At 74.5% G+C, this 20,051-nt stretch carries 19 protein-coding genes; 4 read left to right on the forward strand and 15 right to left on the reverse strand.

Features of this window, described 5'->3' with window-relative positions:
* Positions 1-132: 132 nt before the first annotated feature.
* On the reverse strand, positions 133-369 hold the full coding sequence (locus BM093_RS09960) for a hypothetical protein (RefSeq protein WP_073576391.1): 237 nt from the start codon (positions 367-369) through the stop codon (positions 133-135).
* A 505-nt stretch (positions 370-874) separates the two neighbouring features.
* Between BM093_RS09960 and upp the strand changes: the two genes are divergently transcribed.
* On the forward strand, positions 875-1,498 hold the full coding sequence (gene upp, locus BM093_RS09965) for a uracil phosphoribosyltransferase (protein WP_093340649.1): 624 nt from the start codon (positions 875-877) through the stop codon (positions 1,496-1,498).
* 6 nt (positions 1,499-1,504) lie between these two features.
* Entirely contained in the window at positions 1,505-2,314 is an 810-nt protein-coding gene (locus tag BM093_RS09970; RefSeq protein WP_093340651.1) for a GDSL-type esterase/lipase family protein, read from the forward strand.
* Between the two features lie 4 nt (positions 2,315-2,318).
* Here the strand turns inward: BM093_RS09970 and BM093_RS09975 are convergent, their stop codons facing one another.
* From BM093_RS09975 to BM093_RS09990, 4 genes are all read right to left on the reverse strand, one after another.
* Positions 2,319-2,807 (reverse strand): flavodoxin family protein, encoded by a 489-nt coding sequence (locus BM093_RS09975; RefSeq protein ID WP_093340653.1) that lies wholly within the window; start codon positions 2,805-2,807, stop codon positions 2,319-2,321.
* Entirely contained in the window at positions 2,804-4,516 is a 1,713-nt protein-coding gene (locus tag BM093_RS09980) for a phospho-sugar mutase (protein ID WP_093340655.1), read from the reverse strand. The genes BM093_RS09975 and BM093_RS09980 overlap by 4 nt, the downstream gene beginning before the upstream one ends.
* 62 nt (positions 4,517-4,578) lie before the next feature.
* Positions 4,579-5,373, reverse strand: coding sequence for a purine-nucleoside phosphorylase (locus BM093_RS09985; RefSeq protein ID WP_093340657.1), 795 nt, complete (start codon positions 5,371-5,373; stop codon positions 4,579-4,581).
* Between the two features lie 36 nt (positions 5,374-5,409).
* Positions 5,410-7,146, reverse strand: a complete 1,737-nt coding sequence (locus BM093_RS09990) for a serine/threonine-protein kinase (protein ID WP_245773432.1) — start codon at positions 7,144-7,146, stop codon at positions 5,410-5,412.
* Positions 7,147-7,608: 462 nt separating this feature from the next.
* Here BM093_RS09990 and BM093_RS09995 point away from each other — a divergent pair, with 462 nt between their 5' ends.
* Positions 7,609-8,853, forward strand: a complete 1,245-nt coding sequence (locus BM093_RS09995) for an amidohydrolase (RefSeq protein ID WP_245773433.1) — start codon at positions 7,609-7,611, stop codon at positions 8,851-8,853.
* Between the two features lie 66 nt (positions 8,854-8,919).
* On the opposite strand, the gene BM093_RS10000 is transcribed toward BM093_RS09995, so the two are convergent.
* Positions 8,920-9,378, reverse strand: coding sequence for a gamma-glutamylcyclotransferase family protein (locus BM093_RS10000; RefSeq protein WP_093340661.1), 459 nt, complete (start codon positions 9,376-9,378; stop codon positions 8,920-8,922).
* A gap of 141 nt (positions 9,379-9,519) precedes the next feature.
* Here BM093_RS10000 and BM093_RS10005 point away from each other — a divergent pair, with 141 nt between their 5' ends.
* Positions 9,520-10,923: an NAD(P)H-quinone dehydrogenase gene (locus BM093_RS10005; protein WP_093340663.1), complete on the forward strand. Its 1,404-nt coding sequence runs from the start codon at positions 9,520-9,522 to the stop codon at positions 10,921-10,923.
* A gap of 81 nt (positions 10,924-11,004) precedes the next feature.
* On the opposite strand, the gene BM093_RS10010 is transcribed toward BM093_RS10005, so the two are convergent.
* From BM093_RS10010 to BM093_RS10050, 9 genes are all read right to left on the reverse strand, one after another.
* The gene (locus tag BM093_RS10010; RefSeq protein ID WP_093340665.1) at positions 11,005-11,526 is read right to left on the reverse strand and encodes a hypothetical protein; all 522 of its coding nucleotides are present in this window, start codon (positions 11,524-11,526) and stop codon (positions 11,005-11,007) included.
* Positions 11,527-11,751: 225 nt separating this feature from the next.
* Positions 11,752-13,527, reverse strand: coding sequence for an acetyl/propionyl/methylcrotonyl-CoA carboxylase subunit alpha (locus BM093_RS10015; protein ID WP_093340667.1), 1,776 nt, complete (start codon positions 13,525-13,527; stop codon positions 11,752-11,754).
* A gap of 257 nt (positions 13,528-13,784) precedes the next feature.
* Entirely contained in the window at positions 13,785-14,642 is an 858-nt protein-coding gene (locus BM093_RS10020; RefSeq protein WP_177238372.1) for a TIGR04222 domain-containing membrane protein, read from the reverse strand.
* 94 nt (positions 14,643-14,736) lie between these two features.
* Positions 14,737-15,219: a SufE family protein gene (locus tag BM093_RS10025; RefSeq protein ID WP_093340671.1), complete on the reverse strand. Its 483-nt coding sequence runs from the start codon at positions 15,217-15,219 to the stop codon at positions 14,737-14,739.
* Positions 15,216-16,121, reverse strand: coding sequence for a sulfurtransferase (locus BM093_RS10030; protein ID WP_093340673.1), 906 nt, complete (start codon positions 16,119-16,121; stop codon positions 15,216-15,218). Before BM093_RS10030 ends, BM093_RS10025 begins: the two co-directional genes overlap by 4 nt.
* Positions 16,122-16,155: 34 nt before the next feature.
* Complete coding sequence (locus tag BM093_RS10035; RefSeq protein ID WP_093340675.1) at positions 16,156-16,614, reverse strand: nuclear transport factor 2 family protein; 459 nt, start codon at positions 16,612-16,614, stop codon at positions 16,156-16,158.
* Position 16,615: 1 nt separating this feature from the next.
* Entirely contained in the window at positions 16,616-17,242 is a 627-nt protein-coding gene (locus tag BM093_RS10040) for a Maf family protein (RefSeq protein ID WP_093340903.1), read from the reverse strand.
* Positions 17,243-18,098: 856 nt separating this feature from the next.
* Complete coding sequence (locus tag BM093_RS10045; protein ID WP_093340677.1) at positions 18,099-18,350, reverse strand: acyl-CoA carboxylase epsilon subunit; 252 nt, start codon at positions 18,348-18,350, stop codon at positions 18,099-18,101.
* Positions 18,347-19,987: an acyl-CoA carboxylase subunit beta gene (locus tag BM093_RS10050; RefSeq protein WP_093340679.1), complete on the reverse strand. Its 1,641-nt coding sequence runs from the start codon at positions 19,985-19,987 to the stop codon at positions 18,347-18,349. Before BM093_RS10050 ends, BM093_RS10045 begins: the two co-directional genes overlap by 4 nt.
* Positions 19,988-20,051 lie beyond the last annotated feature (64 nt).

The raw sequence follows: 20,051 nt of genomic DNA on the forward strand, positions 1-20,051 counted from the left end.
GGAGGCGTCTGGATCGCCCGGGGCGCGGCACGCCGGCGGTGCCGGATGCCGGGACCGGAGCCGTGGCGGGGTGCGTCGGGCGGGATCTCGGGAGCGCGGTCGGGGGCGGGTGGGGAGACCCGCCGCCCTGCGTCAGGCCTGGCTGTGCAGGCGGACCACGCCGATGGAAACGTCCTCGAGCCCCCCACGGTCGAAGTCGCGTCGCAGCTGGTCGGCCTTGACGGTCGCCGTCATCCCGTCGAACGGGCCGTGGGCGTCCACCTCCCCGGTCTGCGGGTCCACCGCCAGAACGACGTACCCGTCGCACTGCGTGAGCTTCTCCGCAGCAGCGATCAGCGTCTGTTCCTCCGAAGTCGTGTTCTCCGGCATCGGATCACCTCCTCGTCATCTAGTACAGCGTCGGCGAGGGCCCGGGTGTGACACCGTTTCGGCCATACCACCCGTTCAGGTCAGGTGAATTCCGAAATCGGCGACCCCGTGTGCCGATCGTGGCACCCGGCCCGCCGGGTCACGCGAAGAGGGGAACGCGGCGTGTCGCGCGCACCACTCGTCGTGATCACGGGGCCGATCGGGGTCCGCCTGTCACGCAAGGTCTGCGGCGGTGCCCGGCGGCTCACCCGGGCGGGGCGGGAGTCGACTTTGCGGTGCCCGCTCGTCACCCGTCGGGGCGGGCTCGGAGCTCACTCTTCGTAGCGCTGCGTGCTCCTCCGGGGGCGTCGACACGCGTCCGTGGGTGGGACTCCGGATGGACGGGGGATGTCCGTGCGGTCACGGGTCGGCATCACTCCGGCGTGTCCCCGGTCGTCACCGGTGGTGCAGGGCACCCGCCCGGAGGGGGTCCCGTGGCGCGCCGGCGTCCGTAGGCTGTGGACCCGTGGACACGATCGTAGTCGACCACCCGCTGGCGCGGGCGCGACTGAGCACCATGCGGGACGCCCGCACCGACAACGCCACCTTCCGGGCGGCGCTGCGGGAACTGACCCTGATGCTGATCTACGAGGCGACCCGCTCGGCGCCGCTGGCCGAGGACCGGATCCACACCCCGGTCTCGCGGACCGTCGCCTACCGGCTGGAGACGCCGCCGGTGCTCGTCCCGGTGCTGCGCGCGGGCCTGGGCATGGCCGACGCCGCGCTCGACCTGGTGCCCGAGGCCCAGATGGGCTTCGTCGGGATGGCCCGCGACGAGACCACCCACGAACCGGTGCCCTACATGGAGTCGCTGCCCGAGTCGCTCGTCGGGCGGCCGGTGTTCGTGCTCGACCCGATGCTCGCGACCGGCGGGTCGATGGTCCACACGGTCGAGCTGCTCACCCGCCGCGGCGCCGACGACGTGACCGTCGTCTGCGCGCTGTGCGCCCCGGAGGGGGTGCAGCGGCTGAAGGAGGCGGACCTGCCGATCCGCATGGTCACCGCCAGCATCGACGAGCGGCTCAACGACTCGGCGTTCATCGTCCCGGGCCTCGGCGACGCCGGGGACCGCCAGTTCGGCTCGGTCTGAGCCCCGGTGCCCGGTCCGACGGCGGACGGTGCCGCCCCGGCCCCCGGCCGCCGGGTCTCGGCCCGGCGGGTCCGGCGCCGGCTGCTCTCCGGCGCGGTGGTCGCGCTGCTGGCCGGTGCCGTCTCGGTGCTCCCGGCGGCGGACCGCCCGGAGGAGATCGACGTCCCGGCCGTCGCCGCACCCGGGACGCTGCGGGTGATGCCGCTCGGTGCCTCGTCCACCGTCGGCGTGGGCAGCACCGCCACGGCCGGGTACCGGTTGCCGCTGTGGGAGCGGTTGACTGCCGAGGGCGTGCGGGTTGACTACGTCGGCTCGCGCTCGACCGGCCCGGACGCGCTGCCCGACGCCGACCACGAGGGCCGCTCGGGCTGGTCCGCGGCCCGGATGGTCCCGATGGTCGGCGGATGGGTGCTGGCCGCCGACCCGGACGTCGTGCTGCTGCACGCCGGTACCAACGACCTGCTGGGCGGTGCGTCGGCGCAGGCCACGGCCGCCAACCTCGACCGGGTGCTCGACCGGATCTTCGTCGCGGCGCCGCGCACCCACGTGATCATGGCGGGGGTGTGGGCGCCGCTGCCGAAGCAGCGCGCGCAGCGCGCCGAGCTGACCCGCCGGCTGCCGCAGGTCGCCCAGGAGCACCGGGCGGCCGGGCACTCGGTCGAGTTCGTCGACGTCGGGGACCTGTTCCCGGCGGCCCGTACCGCCGACGGGCTGCACGCCGCGCCGCAGGCCTACCGGGCGATCGCCGGGATGTGGGCCGAGCGGATCGGGGCGTGGCTGGAGCGCCCGCCGGACCGCCGCCGCGCCTCCGGGTAGGGCCTCACTGCTCCGGCATGACGGTGGCGGCCAGGACCGCGCCCAGCTCGCGGCAGGCCGCGCGGGCCCGCCCGTCCGGGGACCCGGTGACCTCCACCGGGGCGGCGGCCGCGGCCCAGCCCATCCCCTCGGCGATCGTCGTCACGGCGCGGGTCGCGCCGGAGGTGTCCGAGCCGCCGTGCACCCACAGCCCGTACGGCAGGCCACGGGTGTCGTCGCCGCAGACGTAGTACACCTGGTCGAGGAAGTGCTTGAGCGCGCCGGACATGTAGCCGATGTTCGCCGGGGTGCCGAGCACGACGGCGTCGGCGGCCAGCAGGTCTGTCGCGGTCGCCGCCAGCGCGGCCCGGGACACCGTCTCCACGCCGGTGATCTCCGGATCGGCCGCGCCCGCCTGCACCTCGGCGAGCAGCTCCGCCGTCGCCGGGGACGGCGTGTGGTGCACGATCAGCAGCCTGGCCCGGTCCGGCGGTCCGTCCGCACGCTCACTCATGCCCCCAGCATCCCGTCCACCTCGGACCGCAGCGCGGCGAGCCGGGTCCGCGCCCGTTCCCGCGACGCCGGGACCGCCGCGAGGTCGCCGCCAGCCGGCTCGACGACCTCGAGGTACGCCTTGAGCTTCGGCTCGGTGCCAGACGGCCGGATCACCACGCGGACGCCGTCGCGCCGCAGCCGCAGCACGTCCGGGGCGGGTCGGTCGGTCTCCCAGCCGGACGGCGGGGTGTCGCGCAGGCGCTGCACCGCCGCGTCCCGCGCGGCGATCCCCATCCGGATCGAGATCGGTTCGGTGAGGTGCACGCCGAACTCGGCGGCCAGCTCGTCGAGCCGCCGGGGCACCGAGGACCCGGCCGCCGCCAGCTCCCGCACGAGGTCCGCGGCGAGGACGGCCGCGGAGATCCCGTCCTTGTCCCGTACGCCGTCCGGGTCCACGCAGAGCCCGATCGCCTCCTCGTAGCCGAAGACCAGCCCCGGCCCGGCGCGGACGATCCACTTGAAGCCGGTGAGCGTCTCGGCGAACCGGGCGCCGTGTGCCGCGGCCACCCGCGCCAGCATCGACGACGACACGACGGTGGTGGCGACGAGCGCAGCCGTGGCCCTGGGCCCGCGCACGTGGTGTCCCAGAAGATGGTGGCCCAGCAGGACGCCCGTCTCGTCGCCGGAGAGCATCCGCCAGCCACCGGGGCCGGGCCCGCCCGCCGCGGGCACCCCGATCGCGCAGCGGTCGGCGTCCGGGTCGAGCGCGACGGCCAGGTCCGCGCCGCAGGACGCCGCCAGTTCCAGCAGCGCGTCCGTGGCGCCGGGCTCCTCCGGGTTCGGGAACGCGACGGTCGGGAAGTCCGGGTCCGGCCGCGCCTGGGCGGCCACGACGTGGACGTCGTGCACACCGGCCCGCGCCAGCGCCGCCGTGGCGAGCGCCCCGCCGACGCCGTGCATCGGGGTCAGGGCGATCCGCGGGCCGGGGCCGGGGGCGGAGCGGGGGAGCGTCGCGACCCGCTCCAGGTAGGCCTCGGTGACGTCGACCGGGCCGGGCAGGGCGCCGAGCGGGACCGTCACCGCGGCCGGGGCGGCGGCGATCGCGGCCTCGATCCCGGTGTCGTCCGGCGGGACGAGCTGGGCGCCGCCGCGCAGGTAGACCTTGTAGCCGTTGTCCGCCGGAGGGTTGTGCGACGCCGTCACCGCGATGCCGGCGACCGCGTCCAGGCTGCGGACGGCGAACGCGACCAGCGGTGTCGGCACCGGGCCGTCCAGCAGGACGACGGAGAACCCCGCGCCGGTCAGCACCCGCGCGGCGGCCTCGGCGAACGCCGCCGAGCCGTGCCGCGCATCCCGTCCGACGACGACGGTGTCGTCACCGCCCGCTCCCTGCGCGGCCAGCCAGGCGGCCAGGCCCGCGGTCGCCCGGGTGACGGTGGCCACGTTCATCCCGGACGGCCCCGCCCGTACCGGGCCCCGGAGCCCGGCGGTGCCGAACCGCAGCGGCCCGGACATCCGGTCGGCCAGCTCGGCGGCGGGAGCAGCGGCATCAGCGGGATCGGCGGGGTCTCCGGTGCCGCTGGTGTCGCCGGTGTCTCCGGGGGCCGGCGCCGGGCCGCCGGCCATCGCCGCCGCCAGCAGGCGCTGCAGCTCGGCGCGGGTGCCCGGGTCGGGGTCGTCGGCGATCCAGCGCATCGCCGCGTCGCGCAGCTCGGGGCGCAGTGTCATCGAAAACCTGTCATCGAAAACCTGTCATCGCGAACCTGTCATCGGATATCGGGCACCGGCCGTCAGGCACGCGCGATCAGGTCGCGCAGCAGCTCGCCGGTGCGGGCCGCGGCCGCCCGCCCGGCCTCGAGCACCTCCCGGTGGTCCAGCGGCTGCCCGGACAGCCCCGCGGCCAGGTTCGTGACCAGCGAGATCCCGGCGACCTCCAGGCCCTCGGCGCGCGCGGCGATCGTCTCCAGGACCGTGGACATGCCGACCAGGTCGGCGCCCAGGCCGCGCAGCATCCGGATCTCGGCCGGCGTCTCGAAGTGCGGCCCGGGCAGCCCGGCGTAGATCCCCTCCACCAGCGACGGGTCGAGCTCGCGGGCCAGCGACCGCAGCCGCGGGGAGTAGGCGTCGGTGAGGTCGACGAAGTTCGCGCCCTGCAGCGGTGAGCGGGCCAGCAGGTTCAGGTGGTCGGCGATCAGCACGGGCTGCCCGATCGCGAGGCCCTCGGTGATGCCGCCCGCGGCGTTGGTGAGCAGCACCGTGCGCACCCCTGCGGCGGCGGCCGCCCGCACCCCGTGCACGACGGGATCGGTGCCGTGGCCCTCGTAGAGGTGCACGCGCCCGAGCAGGACCAGCACCCGCTTCCCGCCGACGGTCACGGAGCGGACGGTGCCGCCGTGCCCGATCGCCGACGGCGGGACGAACCCCGGGAGCTCGGACATGGGGATCTCGGCGTCCGCCGGGCCGAGGACGTCGGCGGCGGGCCGCCAGCCGGAGCCGAGCACCAGCGCGACGTCGTGGGTGTCGCTGCCGGTGCGGCGGGCGAGCTCGGCGGCGGCGTCGAGGGGGAGCGTCGTGGGGGCGGACATGCGGGGCAGCCTAACGGCGGGCCCCGCCGGGCCCGCTCAGCTCGCGGTGTTCCGGAAGCCCGCCGCGACCGCGTCGAACAGCCCGTCGGCGGCGCTCTCGGCGTGGCCGGCGGGCGAGGTCAGCTGCAGCACCCACACACCGCCGTCCGCGTCCCGGCCGGGGACGATCTGCATCAGCGTGCGGCGTTCCTGCGGGCCGCTCGTGGTGGTCATCTCCACCCGCGCCGTGCCGTCCGGGGCCGGGGCCTCCGGCCGCGCGTCGACGGTGTCGACGCCGAGCGCCTCCGGGGTGAGCGCGTCGGTGACCGCGGTGGCCGAGGCCGCCGCCCGCACCGACAGCTCCTGGCGTCCGTCCGGGCTGACGAACCGCACCACCGCCGAGCCGTCCTGGGCGGGGGAGCGGTACTGCGTCCAGTCCTGCGGGACGGCGACGGAGAACCCGAGCGGGTCCGGGTGGGCGATGCGCGGGGTGCGCTCGGTCGCCACGGTGACCGTGCTCAGCGGCTCCTGCCCGGCGAGCGCGCGGACCCCGGCGAACCCGGCCAGCGCGCCCAGCAGCACGAGCAGCGCCCCGCCGAGCACCAGCGGTACCCCGCCCAGCACCCCGGCCGGTCCGCTGCGGCCGGCCGGCTGTGCCTCGGCGCGGGCCGGCTGCCGGGGCGGGGCGGACGCCGGTCGGGGCGGCGCGGCGCGGTGCGGCTCCGGCGACGGTGCGGGTGCCGGCGCGGGAGCCGGGCCGGCCGGGAGCGGGCCCGGGTCGGCGGTGAGCGGCGCCCCGCCCCAGGCCCCGGTGCCGCCCACGGCGGGCGCCTGCTGCGACGCCTGGGGGCGCTGTGCGGGCTGCGGCCCCGAGGGCGCGGACGGGGCGGACGGCGCGGGGACCCGCGCCATGATCGTCGGAACGTCCGGGGAGCCGGGGAAGATCGGGTCGTCCGGGTCGGCGAGCAGCGGTCGCAGCCGGGCGCGGACCTCGTCCAGCGGCATCCGGCCGGGCGGGTCCTTGACCATCAGCCCGCTGATCACGTCGGCGATCGGCCCGGTCATCGTCGGCACCGGAACCGGCCCGTCGACGACCTCGGTGATCGTCCGCACCGGGTCGCCGTCGACGTCGTAGGGCGGGCGGCCCTCGACCGCGGCGAACAGCGTGGCCCCGAGCCCCCACAGGTCCGCGGCCGGCGTCACCGGCTGGCCGGCGGCGACCTCGGGCGCGATGTAGGCGGGTGAGCCGAGCACCAGCCCGGCCGAGGTCATCGGTGCGTCGGACTCGTTGCGCGCGATGCCGAAGTCGGTGAGCTTGATCCGGCCGTCGTCGGAGATCAGGACGTTGCCGGGCTTCACGTCGCGGTGGGTGATCCCGGCCCGGTGCGCCGCCCGCAGCGCCGCCGCGGTGCCGAAGCCGACGACACCGGCCTGCGCCGAGTCCAGCCTGCCGAGCTCGGAGATCGCGGCGGCCAGGTTCTTCGACGGCACCAGCTCCATGACCACCAGCGGCTCGTCGCCGCCGGAGTCGAGCACGTCGAACACGGTCACGACGTTCGGGTGCGACAGCCCGGCCAGCGCGCGGGCCTCGCGCATGATGCGCTCGCGCAGCTCCTGCTTCTCGCCGTCCGGGATCCCGTCGGGGATCTTCAGCTCCTTGAGCGCCACCCGGCGCTGCAGGACGTCGTCGAAACCGGACCACACGGTGCCCATCGCGCCGCTGCCGAGCGGGCCGTCGACGCGGTACCGCCCGGCGATCTGGCGGCGCTGGACCTCGCCTTCGGGAACGGACACGCCCGCGATTGTCCCATCGTGCCCGGACCGCCCTGCCCGGACACCGCTTGTCACGCCCTGTTCCCGGTGCTCACGGTGCGTCACGGCCCGGCGGGGTCCGCACGCCGGACGGCGCCCGCCGCGGGACGGACGTGCGCGGCTCACCGTGCGGTGACCGCTGTGGGGACGGTGACGGTGTAACGAGCACGGTGGGTACCGCGACGGCTACCACAACGGCCGGTGAACGGCGAAGACGTCCGTTCGTCGTACCTCCGCCCGCCCGCTCGTCAGGTGTGGCGAACCCGCTGGCAGCATCCCGCCGACCCCTCGCCGCCCCGAACCGCGAACGGGACGATTTCGACTGGAACACCGCCGGACGGGTGAGGACCATTCCTTGGGTACGGGCCCGTCGGAACGACGCGACGGCTGCACACGGCAGCGACCGCCGCACCGGTCCCGGGCGTCTCGGACGAGGAGGACAAGGTGACTGCGCTGCAGACCCGCACCGAGCTCCCCGAGATCGTCGATCTCCCGGTCGACGACCTCGGTGCCGGCACGGGTCCGGCCTGGCTGGAGTCGTGGATGCGGGCGCACAGGGGCGAGATCCTCGGCTGGCGCCGCGCGATCCACGCCCAGCCGGAGCTGGCCCGCCGCGAGCACCTGACCACGGCCCGGGTGTCGGAGACGCTCCTGCGCGCCGGGCTGGAACCGCGCACGCTCGCCGGGGGCACCGGCGTGGTGTGCGACGTGGGCCACGGCGAGCCGCTGGTGGCGCTGCGTGCCGACATGGACGCCCTGCCGCTGCAGGAGCAGAGCGGGGCGGAGTTCGCGTCCGAGGTGCCCGGCGTGATGCACGCCTGCGGGCACGACGCGCACACCGCGATGCTGCTCGGGGCCGCGCTGGCGCTGCACTCGGCGCCGTCGCTGCCGGGCCGGGTCCGGCTGGTGTTCCAGCCGGCCGAGGAGGTGCGGCCGGGCGGGGCGCTCGACGTCGTCGGCCAGGGTGTGATGGAGGGCGTGCAGCGGATCTTCGCGCTGCACTGCGACCCGCGCCTGGAGGTCGGCCGCCTGGGCACCCGCGTCGGGCCGATCACCTCGGCGTGTGACCTGATCGAGGTCCGGCTGACCTCGCCGGGCGGGCACACCTCCCGCCCGCACCTGACCGCGGACCTGGTCCAGGCCCTCGGGCTGCTCGCCACCCAGGTCCCGCTGCTGCTGACCCGGCACGTCGACCCCCGCTCGGGCACCGTCCTGACCTGGGGTGCGGTGCACGCCGGGGAGGCGGCCAACGCGATCCCGCAGTCCGGGCTGCTGCGCGGCACCCTGCGCACCGCCGACCACGCGACCTGGACCGAGCTGGAGGACACGCTGCGCGCGCTGGTCGCGTCGGTGCTGGCCCCGACCGGCGTCGGCTACGTGCTCGACCACGTCCGCGGGGTCCCGCCCGTGGTCAACGACGAGGTCTCCACCGGCCTGCTGCGCGACGCCGCGGTCGCCGTCGGCGGCGACACGGCCGACGAGAGCACCGAGCAGTCCTCCGGCGGGGAGGACTTCGCCTGGTACCTGGAGCACGCGCCCGGGGCGATGGCCCGGCTGGGCGTGTGGGCGGGCAGCGGCCCGAAGCGCGACATCCACCAGCCGACGTTCGACCTGGACGAGCGGGCGCTGCCGTTCGGCTCCCGGGTGCTCGTGCACGCGGCGCTGGCCGCGCTGGGCGAGACGGCCTGAGCCCGCGGCGCGGCCGGCCCGGCCGCACCGTCGGCCCGATCCCGCGGCGCCGGTGGCGCGGCGGGATCAGCCGCCGGGGGAGGACTTCCGGCTGGGCCGGCTGCGCAGCTCGTTGACGTAGTCGGCCGGCGCGCCCGCGGTCTCGGCGGCGTCGGCGAGCACCCCGAGGTAGCGGGCCGACGGCTCACCACCCTCGTAGGCGTTCAGCACGTAGACGAAGGCGAGCACGCTCCCGTCGAGGGTGGCGACCCGCAGACGCAGCTTCTTGTGCATCCCGAGCTCACCGCCCTCCCAGCGGTCGAGCACCCTCTCGTCGTGCTCGGGCACGTCGTAGAGCACCACGAACACCTGCGAGCCCGGCTCCTCCACCACGGTGGAGAGCGCGCCCTCCCAGGTGTAGTCCTCGCCGCCGAACGTCAGCCGCCAGCCCTGGAGCCACCCGGTCCCGGCCATCGGCGAGTGCGGGGCGCGCTCCTTCATCTGCTCGGGGTCCATGTTCGACCCGTACGCGGCATACAGCGGCACGTGAGCAGGGTAATGGCCGCCGCCGCGGCGCTTCGACCCGCCCGGCCGAAACAATCGGACACGCGTACTGTGAGCGCCGTCGACGTCGGTGGGCGCGGACGCTCACCGGCCCCACCACCGACTCTCTGGGGGAGACTTCCCGTGACCCGCATCGTCATCATGGGCGGCGGACCGGCCGGGTACGAGGCCGCACTCGTCGCGGCGCAGCACGGCAGCGACGTGACCGTCGTCGAGCGGGACGGGATGGGCGGCGCGTGCGTCGTCTACGACTGCGTCCCGTCGAAGACGTTCATCTCCTCCGCCGCCGTGCGCGTCGACCTGCACCGCGCCGAGGACCTGGGCGTCCTGGTCGACCGGGGCAACGCCGCCGTCGACCTGCCCACGGTCAACGAGCGCGTGCGGTCGCTGGCGCTGGCGCAGTCGGCGGACGTGCGTGCCCGGCTGGAGAACGAGGGCGTGCGGATCGTCGCCGGCACCGCCCAGTTCGCCGGCCCGGCCGCCGCCCGAGCGGCGCACGAGATCACCGTGACGCACGCCGACGGCACGGTCGAGGAGATCGTCGCCGACGTCGTGCTGGTCGCCACCGGCGCGACCCCGCGGGTGCTGGAGTCCGCCCGCCCGGACGGCGACCGCGTGCTGGACTGGCGCCAGCTCTACGACCTCGACGAGCTGCCCGAGCACCTGATCGTCGTCGGGTCGGGCGTGACCGGCGCCGAGTTCTGCTCCGCCTACGTCGAGCTGGGCTGCCGGGTCACCCTGGTCTCCAGCCGGGACCGGGTGCTGCCGCACGAGGACGCCGACGCGGCCGCCGTGCTGGAGGAGGTCTTCGCCGAGCGCGGCGTGGAGATCCTGCCCAACTCCCGCGCCGACCGGGTGGAGAACACCGGCGACGGCGTGCTGGTGACGCTGTCCGACGGCCGCACCGTCGCGGGCTCGCACGCGTTGATGACCGTCGGGTCGGTGCCGAACACCGACGACCTGGGCCTGGAGAAGGTCGGCATCGAGACCGACCGGGGCGGGTTCATCCCGGTCGACAAGGTCTCGCGGACCTCCGAGCCGCGGGTGTACGCCGCAGGCGACTGCACCGGGGTGCTGATGCTCGCCTCGGTCGCGGCGATGCAGGGCCGGATCGCGATGTGGCACGCGCTCGGCGAGGGTGTGGCCCCGATCCGGCTGCGGACCGTGGCGGCGAACGTCTTCACCCGGCCGGAGATCGCGACCGTCGGGATCAGCCAGCAGGCGATCGACTCCGGGGAGGTCCCGGCGCGGACGGTGATGCTGCCGCTGTCGACGAACCCGCGGGCGAAGATGCGCGGCCTGCGGCGCGGGTTCGTGAAGCTGTTCTGCCGGCCCGCGTCCGGCGTCGTGATCGGGGGCGTCGTGGTGGCCCCGGTGGCCAGCGAGCTGATCCTGCCGATCGCGATGGCCGTCCAGAACGGGTTGAACGTGGACGACCTCGCGCACACCTTCTCGGTGTACCCGTCGCTGTCCGGCTCCATCACCGAGGCCGGCCGCCAGCTGATGCAGCACTCGGACCTGGACTGACGGACCTGGAGCTGTGGACCTCAAGCCGACCGCCGGCACCCCCGGCCGTGCCGGTCGCGATCCGGCACGGACGGGGATGGGTCAGGCCGCCGGGACGCCGGCGGCGTACCGGCCGTCGACGCCGCCCGCCCGGCAGGTGCTGAGCGGGCACGGCGGCGATGACCACGGCCGGTCCACACCGGCCACCGCCGTGGTGACGACCGCCCCGAACGGCCACCGGCCTGCGAAACGCTGCAGGTACCAGTAGCAGAACAGGTGGTCCGGCTCCTGCGGGTCGGTGACGAACACCGGGCGTGCGCCCAGGTTCTCCACCCACCGCGCGTAGTCGGTCGTGACCCGGCCGGGCGCGCGAGCGCCTCGCCGGGTCAGGAGCCAGTCCTCGGCCCGGTCGCGCCAGGTGTCCAGCGCGGCCGGGTGCACGGTCGCCCCGGGAAGCTCCCGGAGGTTGGCGGTGAACGTGCCCACCGCGACCCCGCCCGCGGCGTACGCGGTCGAGGTCAGGGTGAGCAACGAGTGCGGCCCGGGGATCGGGCCGTCGGTGTGGACGTGTGTCGTCACGTGCAGTGTCGTCACGTGCGACGACGAGTGGTGTGCATGGGGCATGACGGATCCTGTGACGTCTCGGTCGAGCTGAGGACGGCTCACGGCGCGGCCTGGCCTGCGTGGTGAGCAGGATCCGCGGCGCGGTACTCCGCGTGGCGGTGTTCCGGGCCCCGTGGATCGGACACACGGGTCGGCTCTGTTCAGTTGTGGGGTCGAGACTAGCGCGGCTGCGCCGCCCGTGAGTGGAAATCACGGTTCAGGCCGTGATTTCCACTCACAGGCCACTTACTCCTTGATCTCGCAGATGACCGTGCCCTGGGAGATCGAGGCGCCCTGCTCCGCGGACAGCCCGGTGACGGTGCCGTCCTTGGTCGCGGTGACCGGGTTCTCCATCTTCATCGCCTCCAGGACGACGATCAGGTCGCCGGCCGAGACGGTGTCACCGTCGGACACCGCGACCTTGATGATCGTGCCCTGCATCGGCGCGGTGACGGCGTCGCCGGACACCTTGGCGCCGCCGCCCTTGCCGGTGCGCTTGCGCGGCGCGGCCTTGGCCTGCCCGCCGCCGCCCGAGCCCCCGCCCAGGGCGAGGTCGCCGGGCAGCGAGACCTCGAGGCGGCGTCCGCCGACCTCGACGACCACGGTCTGCCGCTCGCCGGACTCGTCCTCGGCCCCGGCACCGCCCTCGAACGGCGCGACGGTGTTGTCCCACTCGGTCTCGATCCACCGGGTGTGCACCGCGAAGTCCTCGCCCGACGCGGCGGCGAACGCCGGGTCGGACACGACGAGCCGGTGGAAGTCGAGCACGGTGGCCATGCCCTCGACCCGGAACTCCTCCAGCGCCCGGCGGGAGCGCTCGAGGGCCTGGGTGCGGTCGGCACCGCGGACGATCAGCTTCGCCAGCAGCGAGTCGAACTGCCCGCCGATGACCGAGCCGTCCTCGACGCCGGCGTCCATCCGGACGCCCGGGCCCGACGGGTACCAGATCTTCTCGACGGTGCCCGGGGCCGGGAGGAAGTTGCGGCCGGCGTCCTCGCCGTTGATCCGGAACTCGATCGCGTGCCCGCGCGGCGCCGGGTCCTCGGTGAACTCCAGCTCCTTGCCCTCGGCGATGCGGAACATCTGCCGGACCAGGTCGATGCCGGTGGTCTCCTCGGAGACCGGGTGCTCGACCTGCAGCCGGGTGTTCACCTCGAGGAAGGTGATCATCCCGTCCTCGCCGACCAGGAACTCGACGGTGCCGGCGCCGTAGTAGCCGGCCTCCTTGCAGATGGCCTTGGACGCGTCGTAGAGCGTCTTCTCCTGCTCCTCGGAGAGGAACGGCGCGGGGGCCTCCTCGACGAGCTTCTGGAAGCGGCGCTGCAGCGAGCAGTCCCGGGTCCCGACGACGACCACGTTGCCGTGCTGGTCGGCCAGCACCTGGGTCTCGACGTGGCGCGGCCGGTCCAGGTAGCGCTCGACGAAGCACTCGCCGCGGCCGAACGCGGCGGTGGCCTCGCGGACGGCGGACTCGTAGAGCTCGGCGACCTCGGACCGCTCGCGGGCGACCTTCATGCCGCGGCCGCCACCACCGAACGCGGCCTTGATCGCCACGGGCAGGCCGTGCTCGTCGGCGAAGGCGAGGACCTCGTCGGCGTTGGCGACCGGGTCCTTCGTGCCGGGCACCAGCGGTGCCCCGGCCCGGGTGGCGATGTGCCGGGCGGTGACCTTGTCGCCGAGGTCGCGGATCGACTGCGGCGACGGGCCGATCCAGGTGATACCGGCGTCGATCACGGCCTGGGCGAAGTCGGCGTTCTCCGACAGGAAGCCGTAGCCGGGGTGGATCGCGTCGGCGCCGGCCTGCTTCGCGGCGCCGATGACCTTGTCGATGTCGAGGTACGAGTCCGCCGCGGTGGACCCGCCCAGGGCGAACGCCTCGTCGGCGAGCCGGACGAACATGGCGTCGCGGTCCGGGTCGGCGTAGACGGCGACACTGGCGAGGCCCGCGTCCTTGGCCGCTCGGATCACCCGGACGGCGATCTCTCCCCGGTTGGCGACGAGCACTTTGCGCAGTGCGGGCACGGTCGAACTCCTCCGGTCGCGAGCGCCGGCCCGGTGCTCCGGCGCTGGGTCTGAGCGGAGTGTAGGAGTCACAGCGCCGTTGGTTACCGGTGGGGAATGTGGCAATCGCCTCGTCACACCCGTTCGTGGGTGCCCGGCCTGCTGGGGAGTAGTTCGCGGTGAGACGGGACACGTCGCCCGCCCGGGCCTCGCGGGGCCCGTCCGTCGCAGCTCCACACCCCCCACAGGTGGAGCCGCGGCGGACGGGCCCGCTCGGGTCAGCGACCCGCGGCGCCGCCACCGAGCGCGGCGACCCTCTGCGCCGCGAGCTCCTCGGCGAACACCGGCTCGGCCGCGAGCAGTGCGGGGAGCCCGAACGCGCCGACGCTGAGCGCGGCCGCCGCCGGGCCGAGCCGCGTCCAGCTCGGACGGGCGGCGGGCGACAGGTCCTCGCGTTCCTCCTGGATCCGGCGCAGTGCGGCGTCCCCGGCCCGGGTGCGCCGCGGCACCCGCAGCACGAACACGGCCGTGACCGTCGCCATGACCAGGGACAGGACGAGAACGGACCCGACCGGGCGGCCGTCCGCGGTGCCGGCGGTGGCCCGCACCAGGCCGAGCACGGCGACCAGGCCGGGCAGGACGGCGGCGACGCGGTAGCGGTCCCGGTCGGCGGCGTCGAGGACCAGCCCGGCGGACTCGAGCCGCTGCCGGATCCGGTGCAGCTCGGTGCGCACCGCCACGTGCGTGCGCAGCGTCCGCCCGGGCGTGAGCCGGTGGGCGGAGCGGTGGATGGCCCGCTGCAGGCCGGTGGCCGAGCGGGTGAGCGGGCCGCCGGCGCGGACCTGCCCGGTGGTCCGGTCCGAGGTGACGACGGTGCCGTCGACGTGCATCGCGGACAGCGCCGCGTAGACGGCCAGGACGGACCCGCCGTTGAGATGGGCGACGTCCTCGGGCCGGCCCTCGAGGACCCGCCCGCCGCCCGGGTCACCGGCCGCGATCCGGGAGCGGTGCCAGCCCGCGAACGCGGTCGCGGCCACGGCGAGGAGCAGGTAGAGCAGCAGGAACGTCGTCCCCGGGATCCCCCAGGTCTCTCCGGTGAGGTTCGTGCCCAACCCGACCACCCCCTGCGGTGCCACGACGCTGCCTCGACGGACGCAGGTCGTCGGAAGCAGTGTGCGCCCGGTCACGCCGGGGGTGGCCGGATTTCACCGAGACTTGAGGTTGCCGGTGTCAGGTGATCGCGGCCCGCACCTGGTTCTTGATCCGGGCGAGCATCGCGGCGATACCGCGCAGCCGCAGCGGGCTCACGGCCTCGGCCAGGCCGAGGTCGGTGTAGAAGTCGTCCGGCACGTCGAGCACCGTGGCGGCCGGCTGCCCGTCCAGGCCCGTGTGCATGATCGACGCGAACCCGCGGGTGGTCGGCGCCTCCCGCGGGGCCGAGAAGTACAGGTGCACCGGCCGGGCGGCCGGGTCCGAGCCGCCCTCACCGGCTTCACCGTCCGCCACCTCGACGGCGATGAACAGCGGGGTCTGGCACTCGGGCACCTGCTCCATCGTCGACGCCGCGTCGGCGAAGCGTTCGGGCAGGTCGGGAAGCTCCTGGGAGAGCTCCAGCAGCAGCTGCAGCCGGTCCTTCGGACCGACCGCGGCGAAGTCGTCGACGAGCTCGGCGAGCTGGGGCGGCAGGGTCCCCGGATCGGTGCTCCCGCTCATGCCGAACCGCGCTCCTCGCCCTGCACGATCGGCACGCGGACGGCGTTGCCCCACTCGGTCCAGCTGCCGTCGTAGTTGCGGACCCGGTCGAAGCCGAGCAGGTAGGTCAGCACGAACCAGGTGTGGCTGGAGCGCTCACCGATCCGGCAGTAGGCGACGACGTCGTCGGAGGGCTGCAGGCCCTGCTCCTGTTGGTAGATCGCCTCCAGCTCGGCGCGGGTCTTGAAGCTGCCGTCCTCGGCGGCGGCACGGGCCCACGGGACGCTCGCGGCGCCCGGGATGTGCCCGCCGCGGACCGCACCCTCCTGCGGGTAGTCCGGCATGTGCAGCTTCTCGCCCGAGTACTCCTGCGGGGACCGGACGTCGACCATCGGCTTGCCCAGGTGGGCGAGCACGTCGTCCTTGAACGCGCGGATCCGGGAGTCGTCCCGCTCGACGACCGGGTAGTCCGCCGTGGCGGGGGAGGGGGCCTCGGTGGTGGTCTCGCGGCCCTCGGCGATCCACTTGTTCCGGCCGCCGTCGAGCAGCCGCACGTCGGGGTGGCCGAACAGCTGGAACACCCACAGCGCGTAGGCGGCCCACCAGTTGTTCTTGTCGCCGTACACGACGATCGTGGTGTCCCGGCCGATGCCGCGCTCGGACATGATCTCGGCGAAGCGCCGGCCGTCGACGTAGTCACGGGTGATCGGGTCGTTGAGCTCGGTGTGCCAGTCGACCTTGACCGCGCCCGGGATGTGCCCGGTCTCGTAGAGCAGGACGTCCTCGTCGGACTCGACGACGACCAGGTCGCCGTCGTCGGAGGTCCCGGCCTTGAGCCGGTCGGCGAGCCACTCGGTGGTGACCAGGCGCTCCGGGTGGGCGTACTCGGCGAGCTTGGGGTCGGGGTCGTTCGCGACAGCCATGCGCGCGAGGGTAGTCCCGGGTGCCGCCCGGTGCTCAGATCGGGATGTCGGTGTCGTCTCCCTCGCCGCGCGGGCCGTGGATCCGCCGCTCCCCGGGGGCGATCCGCACGTCGTCGATGCTGGCCTCGCGCCGTCGCATCAGGCCGTTCGCGTCGAACTCCCAGTTCTCGTTGCCGTAGCTGCGCCACCACTGCCCGCTCGCATCGCGGCACTCGTACTGGAACCGGACGGCGATCCGGTTCCCCTGGTAGGCCCACAGCGACTTGCGCAGCGCGTAGTCGAGCTCGCGCTCCCACTTCGCGGTCAGGAACGCGACGACCTCCGCCCGGCCGGTGAGCCAGGTGTCGCGGTTGCGCCAGACGGTGTCGGGTGTGTAGGCCAGCGACACCTTCTCCGGATCGCGGGTGTTCCACGCCGCCTCGGCGGCCAGCACCTTCTTCGTGGCGCTCGCCTCGTCGAACGGCGGGAACGGGGGACGCGATTCGTCGGTCATCTCAGGACTCCTTCCGCCACAGGTCGACGACACCCACGCCGACCTCACCGAGCAGCCGCCGGACCAGCGGCAGGCTGATGCCGATCACGTTGGACGGGTCGCCGTCGATGCCCTCGACGAACCACCCGCCGAACCCGTCGAGGGTGAACGCGCCGGCGACGTTCAGCGGCTCGCCGGTGCCGAGGTAGGCGTCGAGCTCGGCGTCGGACGGCTCCGCGAACCGCACCGCGGTGCCGGCGTGGCGCTCGGCCCGCCGGGTGACGGCCGTGCCCTCCAGCCGGAGCACCGCGTGCCCGGTCAGCAGCTCGCCCGTCCGGCCCGCCATCGCCTTCCACCGGTGCCGCGCGGTCTCGGGGTCGTGCGGCTTGCCGACCAGGTCGCCGTCGACGAGCAGCATCGAGTCGCAGCCGATCACCACGGCGTCCGGGTGCTCCCCGGCGATCCGCTCCGCGACGGCCGCGGCCTTCGCGGCGGCCAGCAGCGTCACCGTGCGCGCCGGGTCGGCGTCCGGGTGCGCGGCGAGCAGGGCGTCCTCGTCGACGTCGGAGACCTCGACGAGCGGATCGATCCCGGCCGCGCGCAGCACGCCGAGCCGGGCGGGGGAGGCGGAGGCGAGAACCAGGCGCACGGCCCGGACGCTACCGGCCGCGCCCGCACCGGTCGGCGCCGCGCACCCGCCCGGCCCCGTCCGGGCGCCGCCGCACAGGTTGGGGTGCCGCCGCACAGGACTGGGCTTGTGCGGTGTGCCGCGAACCTGTGCGGTTCCGGGGCGAGGTTGACGCGGCTGGCCCAGGATGGTGGCGCCGCACGGCTCGGTGCCGCCGCACGGGTTGAGTGGCGCCGCACAGGTTCGGGTGCCGCCGCACGGGACTGGGTTTGTGCGGCGTGCCGCGAACTTGTGCGGTCCCGGGGCGAGGTTGGCGCAGCCGGCCCAGGACGGTGGCGCCGCACCGGCTCGGGTGTCGCCACACGGCTCGGTGGCGCCGCACGGCTCGGTGCCGCCGCACGGATTGAGTGGCGCCGCACAGGTTCGGGTGCCGCCGCACGGGACTGGGCTCGTGCGGCGGGTCGCGAACCTGTGCGGTTGCGGGTGAGGTCCGCGCAGCCGGCCCCGGGGACGGTGGCGTCGCACGGATTCGGGGGCCGCCGCACGGGTTGAGTGCAGCCGCACAGGTTGGGGTGCCGCCGCACGGGACTGGGCTTGTGCGGCGTGCTGCGAACTAGTGCGGTTGCGGGGCGTGGGGTTCGCGCGGCCGGTGCAGGGCGGTGGCGCCGCACCGGCTCGGGTGCCGCCGCACGGGTTGAGTGTCGCCGCACAGGTTGGGGTGGCGCCGCACGGGGCTGGGCTTGTGCGGTGTGCCGTGAACTTGTGCGGTTCCGGGGCATCGGGGCGTCGGCGCGCGGCGGTGCTGGGCGGTCCCGCGGCTCCGGGTGCGGTGAGCTACCGCGGAGACGCGGGACCGGACGGGTCAGCGCTGGGCGGGTCAGCGCGGCAGGCCGGAGGCGCGCCAGGCGCCGGGGCCCGCCATCAGCGGCGCGCGGAGCTGGGCCGCGGGGTGCGACCACAGGTCCGGGGCGGGGTCCGGCGCAGGCGGGCCGCCCGCGCTCGCCGCCGCGGCGACGACGGCGGTGAGTGCGGCGAGCTCGTCGTCGGCCGGGGTACCGCGCACGACGCGGAACAGCGCGCGGCGCTCTTCCGGGGTCTGCTCGGGGTGCGCGGTGTCGGTGTCGCTCACAGCGGGATGTTCCCGTGCTTGCGGGTCGGGCCCTGCTCCCGCTTGGTGGACAGCATCCGCAGCGCCCGGCCGACGTAGCCGCGGGTGTGCGACGGCGGCACGACCGCGTCGATGTAGCCCCGGTCGGCGGCGATGTAGGGGTTGCAGAGGGTGTCCTCGTAGTCCTGCTGCAGCTCGGCGCGCTTGGCGGCGAGCTCGTCGCCCTCCAGGCCCTTGAGCTCCTTGCGGTAGAGGATCGACACCGCGCCCTGCGCGCCGGTGACGGCGATCTGCGCGGTCGGCCAGGCGATGTTGACGTCCGCGCCGAGGTGCTTGGAGCCCATCACGTCGTACGCGCCGCCGTAGGCCTTGCGGGTGATCACGGTGACCTTCGGGACGGTCGCCTCGGCGTAGGCGTAGATCAGCTTCGCGCCGCGGCGGATGATGCCGTTCCACTCCTGGTCGGTGCCCGGCAGGAAGCCCGGGACGTCGACGAAGGTCAGCACCGGGATGTTGAACGCGTCGCAGGTCCGGACGAACCGCGCCGCCTTCTCCGAGGCGTCGATGTCCAGGCAGCCGGCGAACTGGGTCGGCTGGTTCGCCACGATGCCGACGCTGCGGCCCTCGACCCGGGCGTAGCCGGTGACGATGTTGGGCGCCCAGAGCTCCTGGACCTCGAGGAAGTCCTCGTCGTCGACCACCCGGTTGATCACCTCGCGGATGTCGTACGGCATGTTCGCCGAGTCCGGGATGATCGTGTCGAGCTCGAGGTCGGTGTCGGTGATGCCGTCGGTGATCGAGCCCGCGACCGGCTCCGGCGCGGGGTACGACGGCGCCTCGGACAGGTTGTTCGACGGCAGGAAGCTCAGCAGCTGCTTGACGTAGTCCAGCGCGTCGGACTCGTCACCGGCCAGGTAGTGCGCGACGCCGGACTTGGAGTTGTGTGCCCGGCCGCCGCCGAGCTCCTCCATGTCGACGTCCTCACCGGTGACGGTCTTGATCACGTCCGGGCCGGTGATGAACATGTGGCTGGTCTCGTCGACCATCACGGTGAAGTCGGTGATCGCGGGCGAGTACACGGCACCACCGGCACACGGGCCCATGATCAGCGAGATCTGCGGGACCACACCGGAGCTCTGCACGTTGCGCAGGAAGATCTCGCCGTAGAGACCGAGGGCGACCACGCCCTCCTGGATGCGGGCGCCACCGCCGTCGTTGATGCCGATCATCGGGCAGCCGATCTTCGCGGCCACGTCCATGACCTTGACGATCTTCTCGCCGTAGACCTCGCCCAGCGCCCCGCCGAACACGGTGGCGTCCTGGGAGAACACTGCGACCGGGCGGCCGTCGATCGTGCCGGTGCCGGTCACGACGCCGTCGCCGAAGGGGCGCTTCTCCTGCATGCCGAAGTTCGTCGACCGGTGCCGGGTCAGCGCATCGAGCTCGACGAACGAGCCCGGGTCGAGCAGCTGGTCGATCCGCTCGCGGGCGGTCTGCCTGCCCTTCGCGTGCTGTCGCTCGACCGCGGTCGCGGATCCGGCGTGGATCGCGTCGTCGAACCGCTGGTACAGGTCGGCGAGCTTGCCCGCGGTGGTGTGGACGTCAGGCTCGGCTCCCTGGTCGTCCGGGGTCGCCATCGGCTCCGTTGCGGCGCTCATGGGGCCGGACTCTAACCCGGTGACCGCACGTCGATCGGCGTGATGTCCGCCGCAGCTCACCCGA

Source organism: Pseudonocardia ammonioxydans, from assembly GCF_900115005.1.
Classification (GTDB): Bacteria; Actinomycetota; Actinomycetes; order Mycobacteriales; family Pseudonocardiaceae; genus Pseudonocardia; species Pseudonocardia ammonioxydans.

What these genes read in the sequence shown, in the direction of transcription:
- BM093_RS09960 (WP_073576391.1), bottom strand. Translation starts at nt 369, where the DNA reads ATGCCGGAGAACACGACTTCGGAGGAACAGACGCTGATCGCTGCTGCG.
- BM093_RS09975 (WP_093340653.1), bottom strand. Translation starts at nt 2,807, where the DNA reads ATGAGTGAGCGTGCGGACGGACCGCCGGACCGGGCCAGGCTGCTGATC.
- BM093_RS09980 (WP_093340655.1), bottom strand. Translation starts at nt 4,516, where the DNA reads ATGACACTGCGCCCCGAGCTGCGCGACGCGGCGATGCGCTGGATCGCC.
- BM093_RS09985 (WP_093340657.1), bottom strand. Translation starts at nt 5,373, where the DNA reads ATGTCCGCCCCCACGACGCTCCCCCTCGACGCCGCCGCCGAGCTCGCC.
- BM093_RS10010 (WP_093340665.1), bottom strand. Translation starts at nt 11,526, where the DNA reads ATGCCCCATGCACACCACTCGTCGTCGCACGTGACGACACTGCACGTG.
- BM093_RS10025 (WP_093340671.1), bottom strand. Translation starts at nt 15,219, where the DNA reads ATGAGCGGGAGCACCGATCCGGGGACCCTGCCGCCCCAGCTCGCCGAG.
- BM093_RS10030 (WP_093340673.1), bottom strand. Translation starts at nt 16,121, where the DNA reads ATGGCTGTCGCGAACGACCCCGACCCCAAGCTCGCCGAGTACGCCCAC.
- BM093_RS10035 (WP_093340675.1), bottom strand. Translation starts at nt 16,614, where the DNA reads ATGACCGACGAATCGCGTCCCCCGTTCCCGCCGTTCGACGAGGCGAGC.
- BM093_RS10050 (WP_093340679.1), bottom strand. Translation starts at nt 19,987, where the DNA reads ATGAGCGCCGCAACGGAGCCGATGGCGACCCCGGACGACCAGGGAGCC.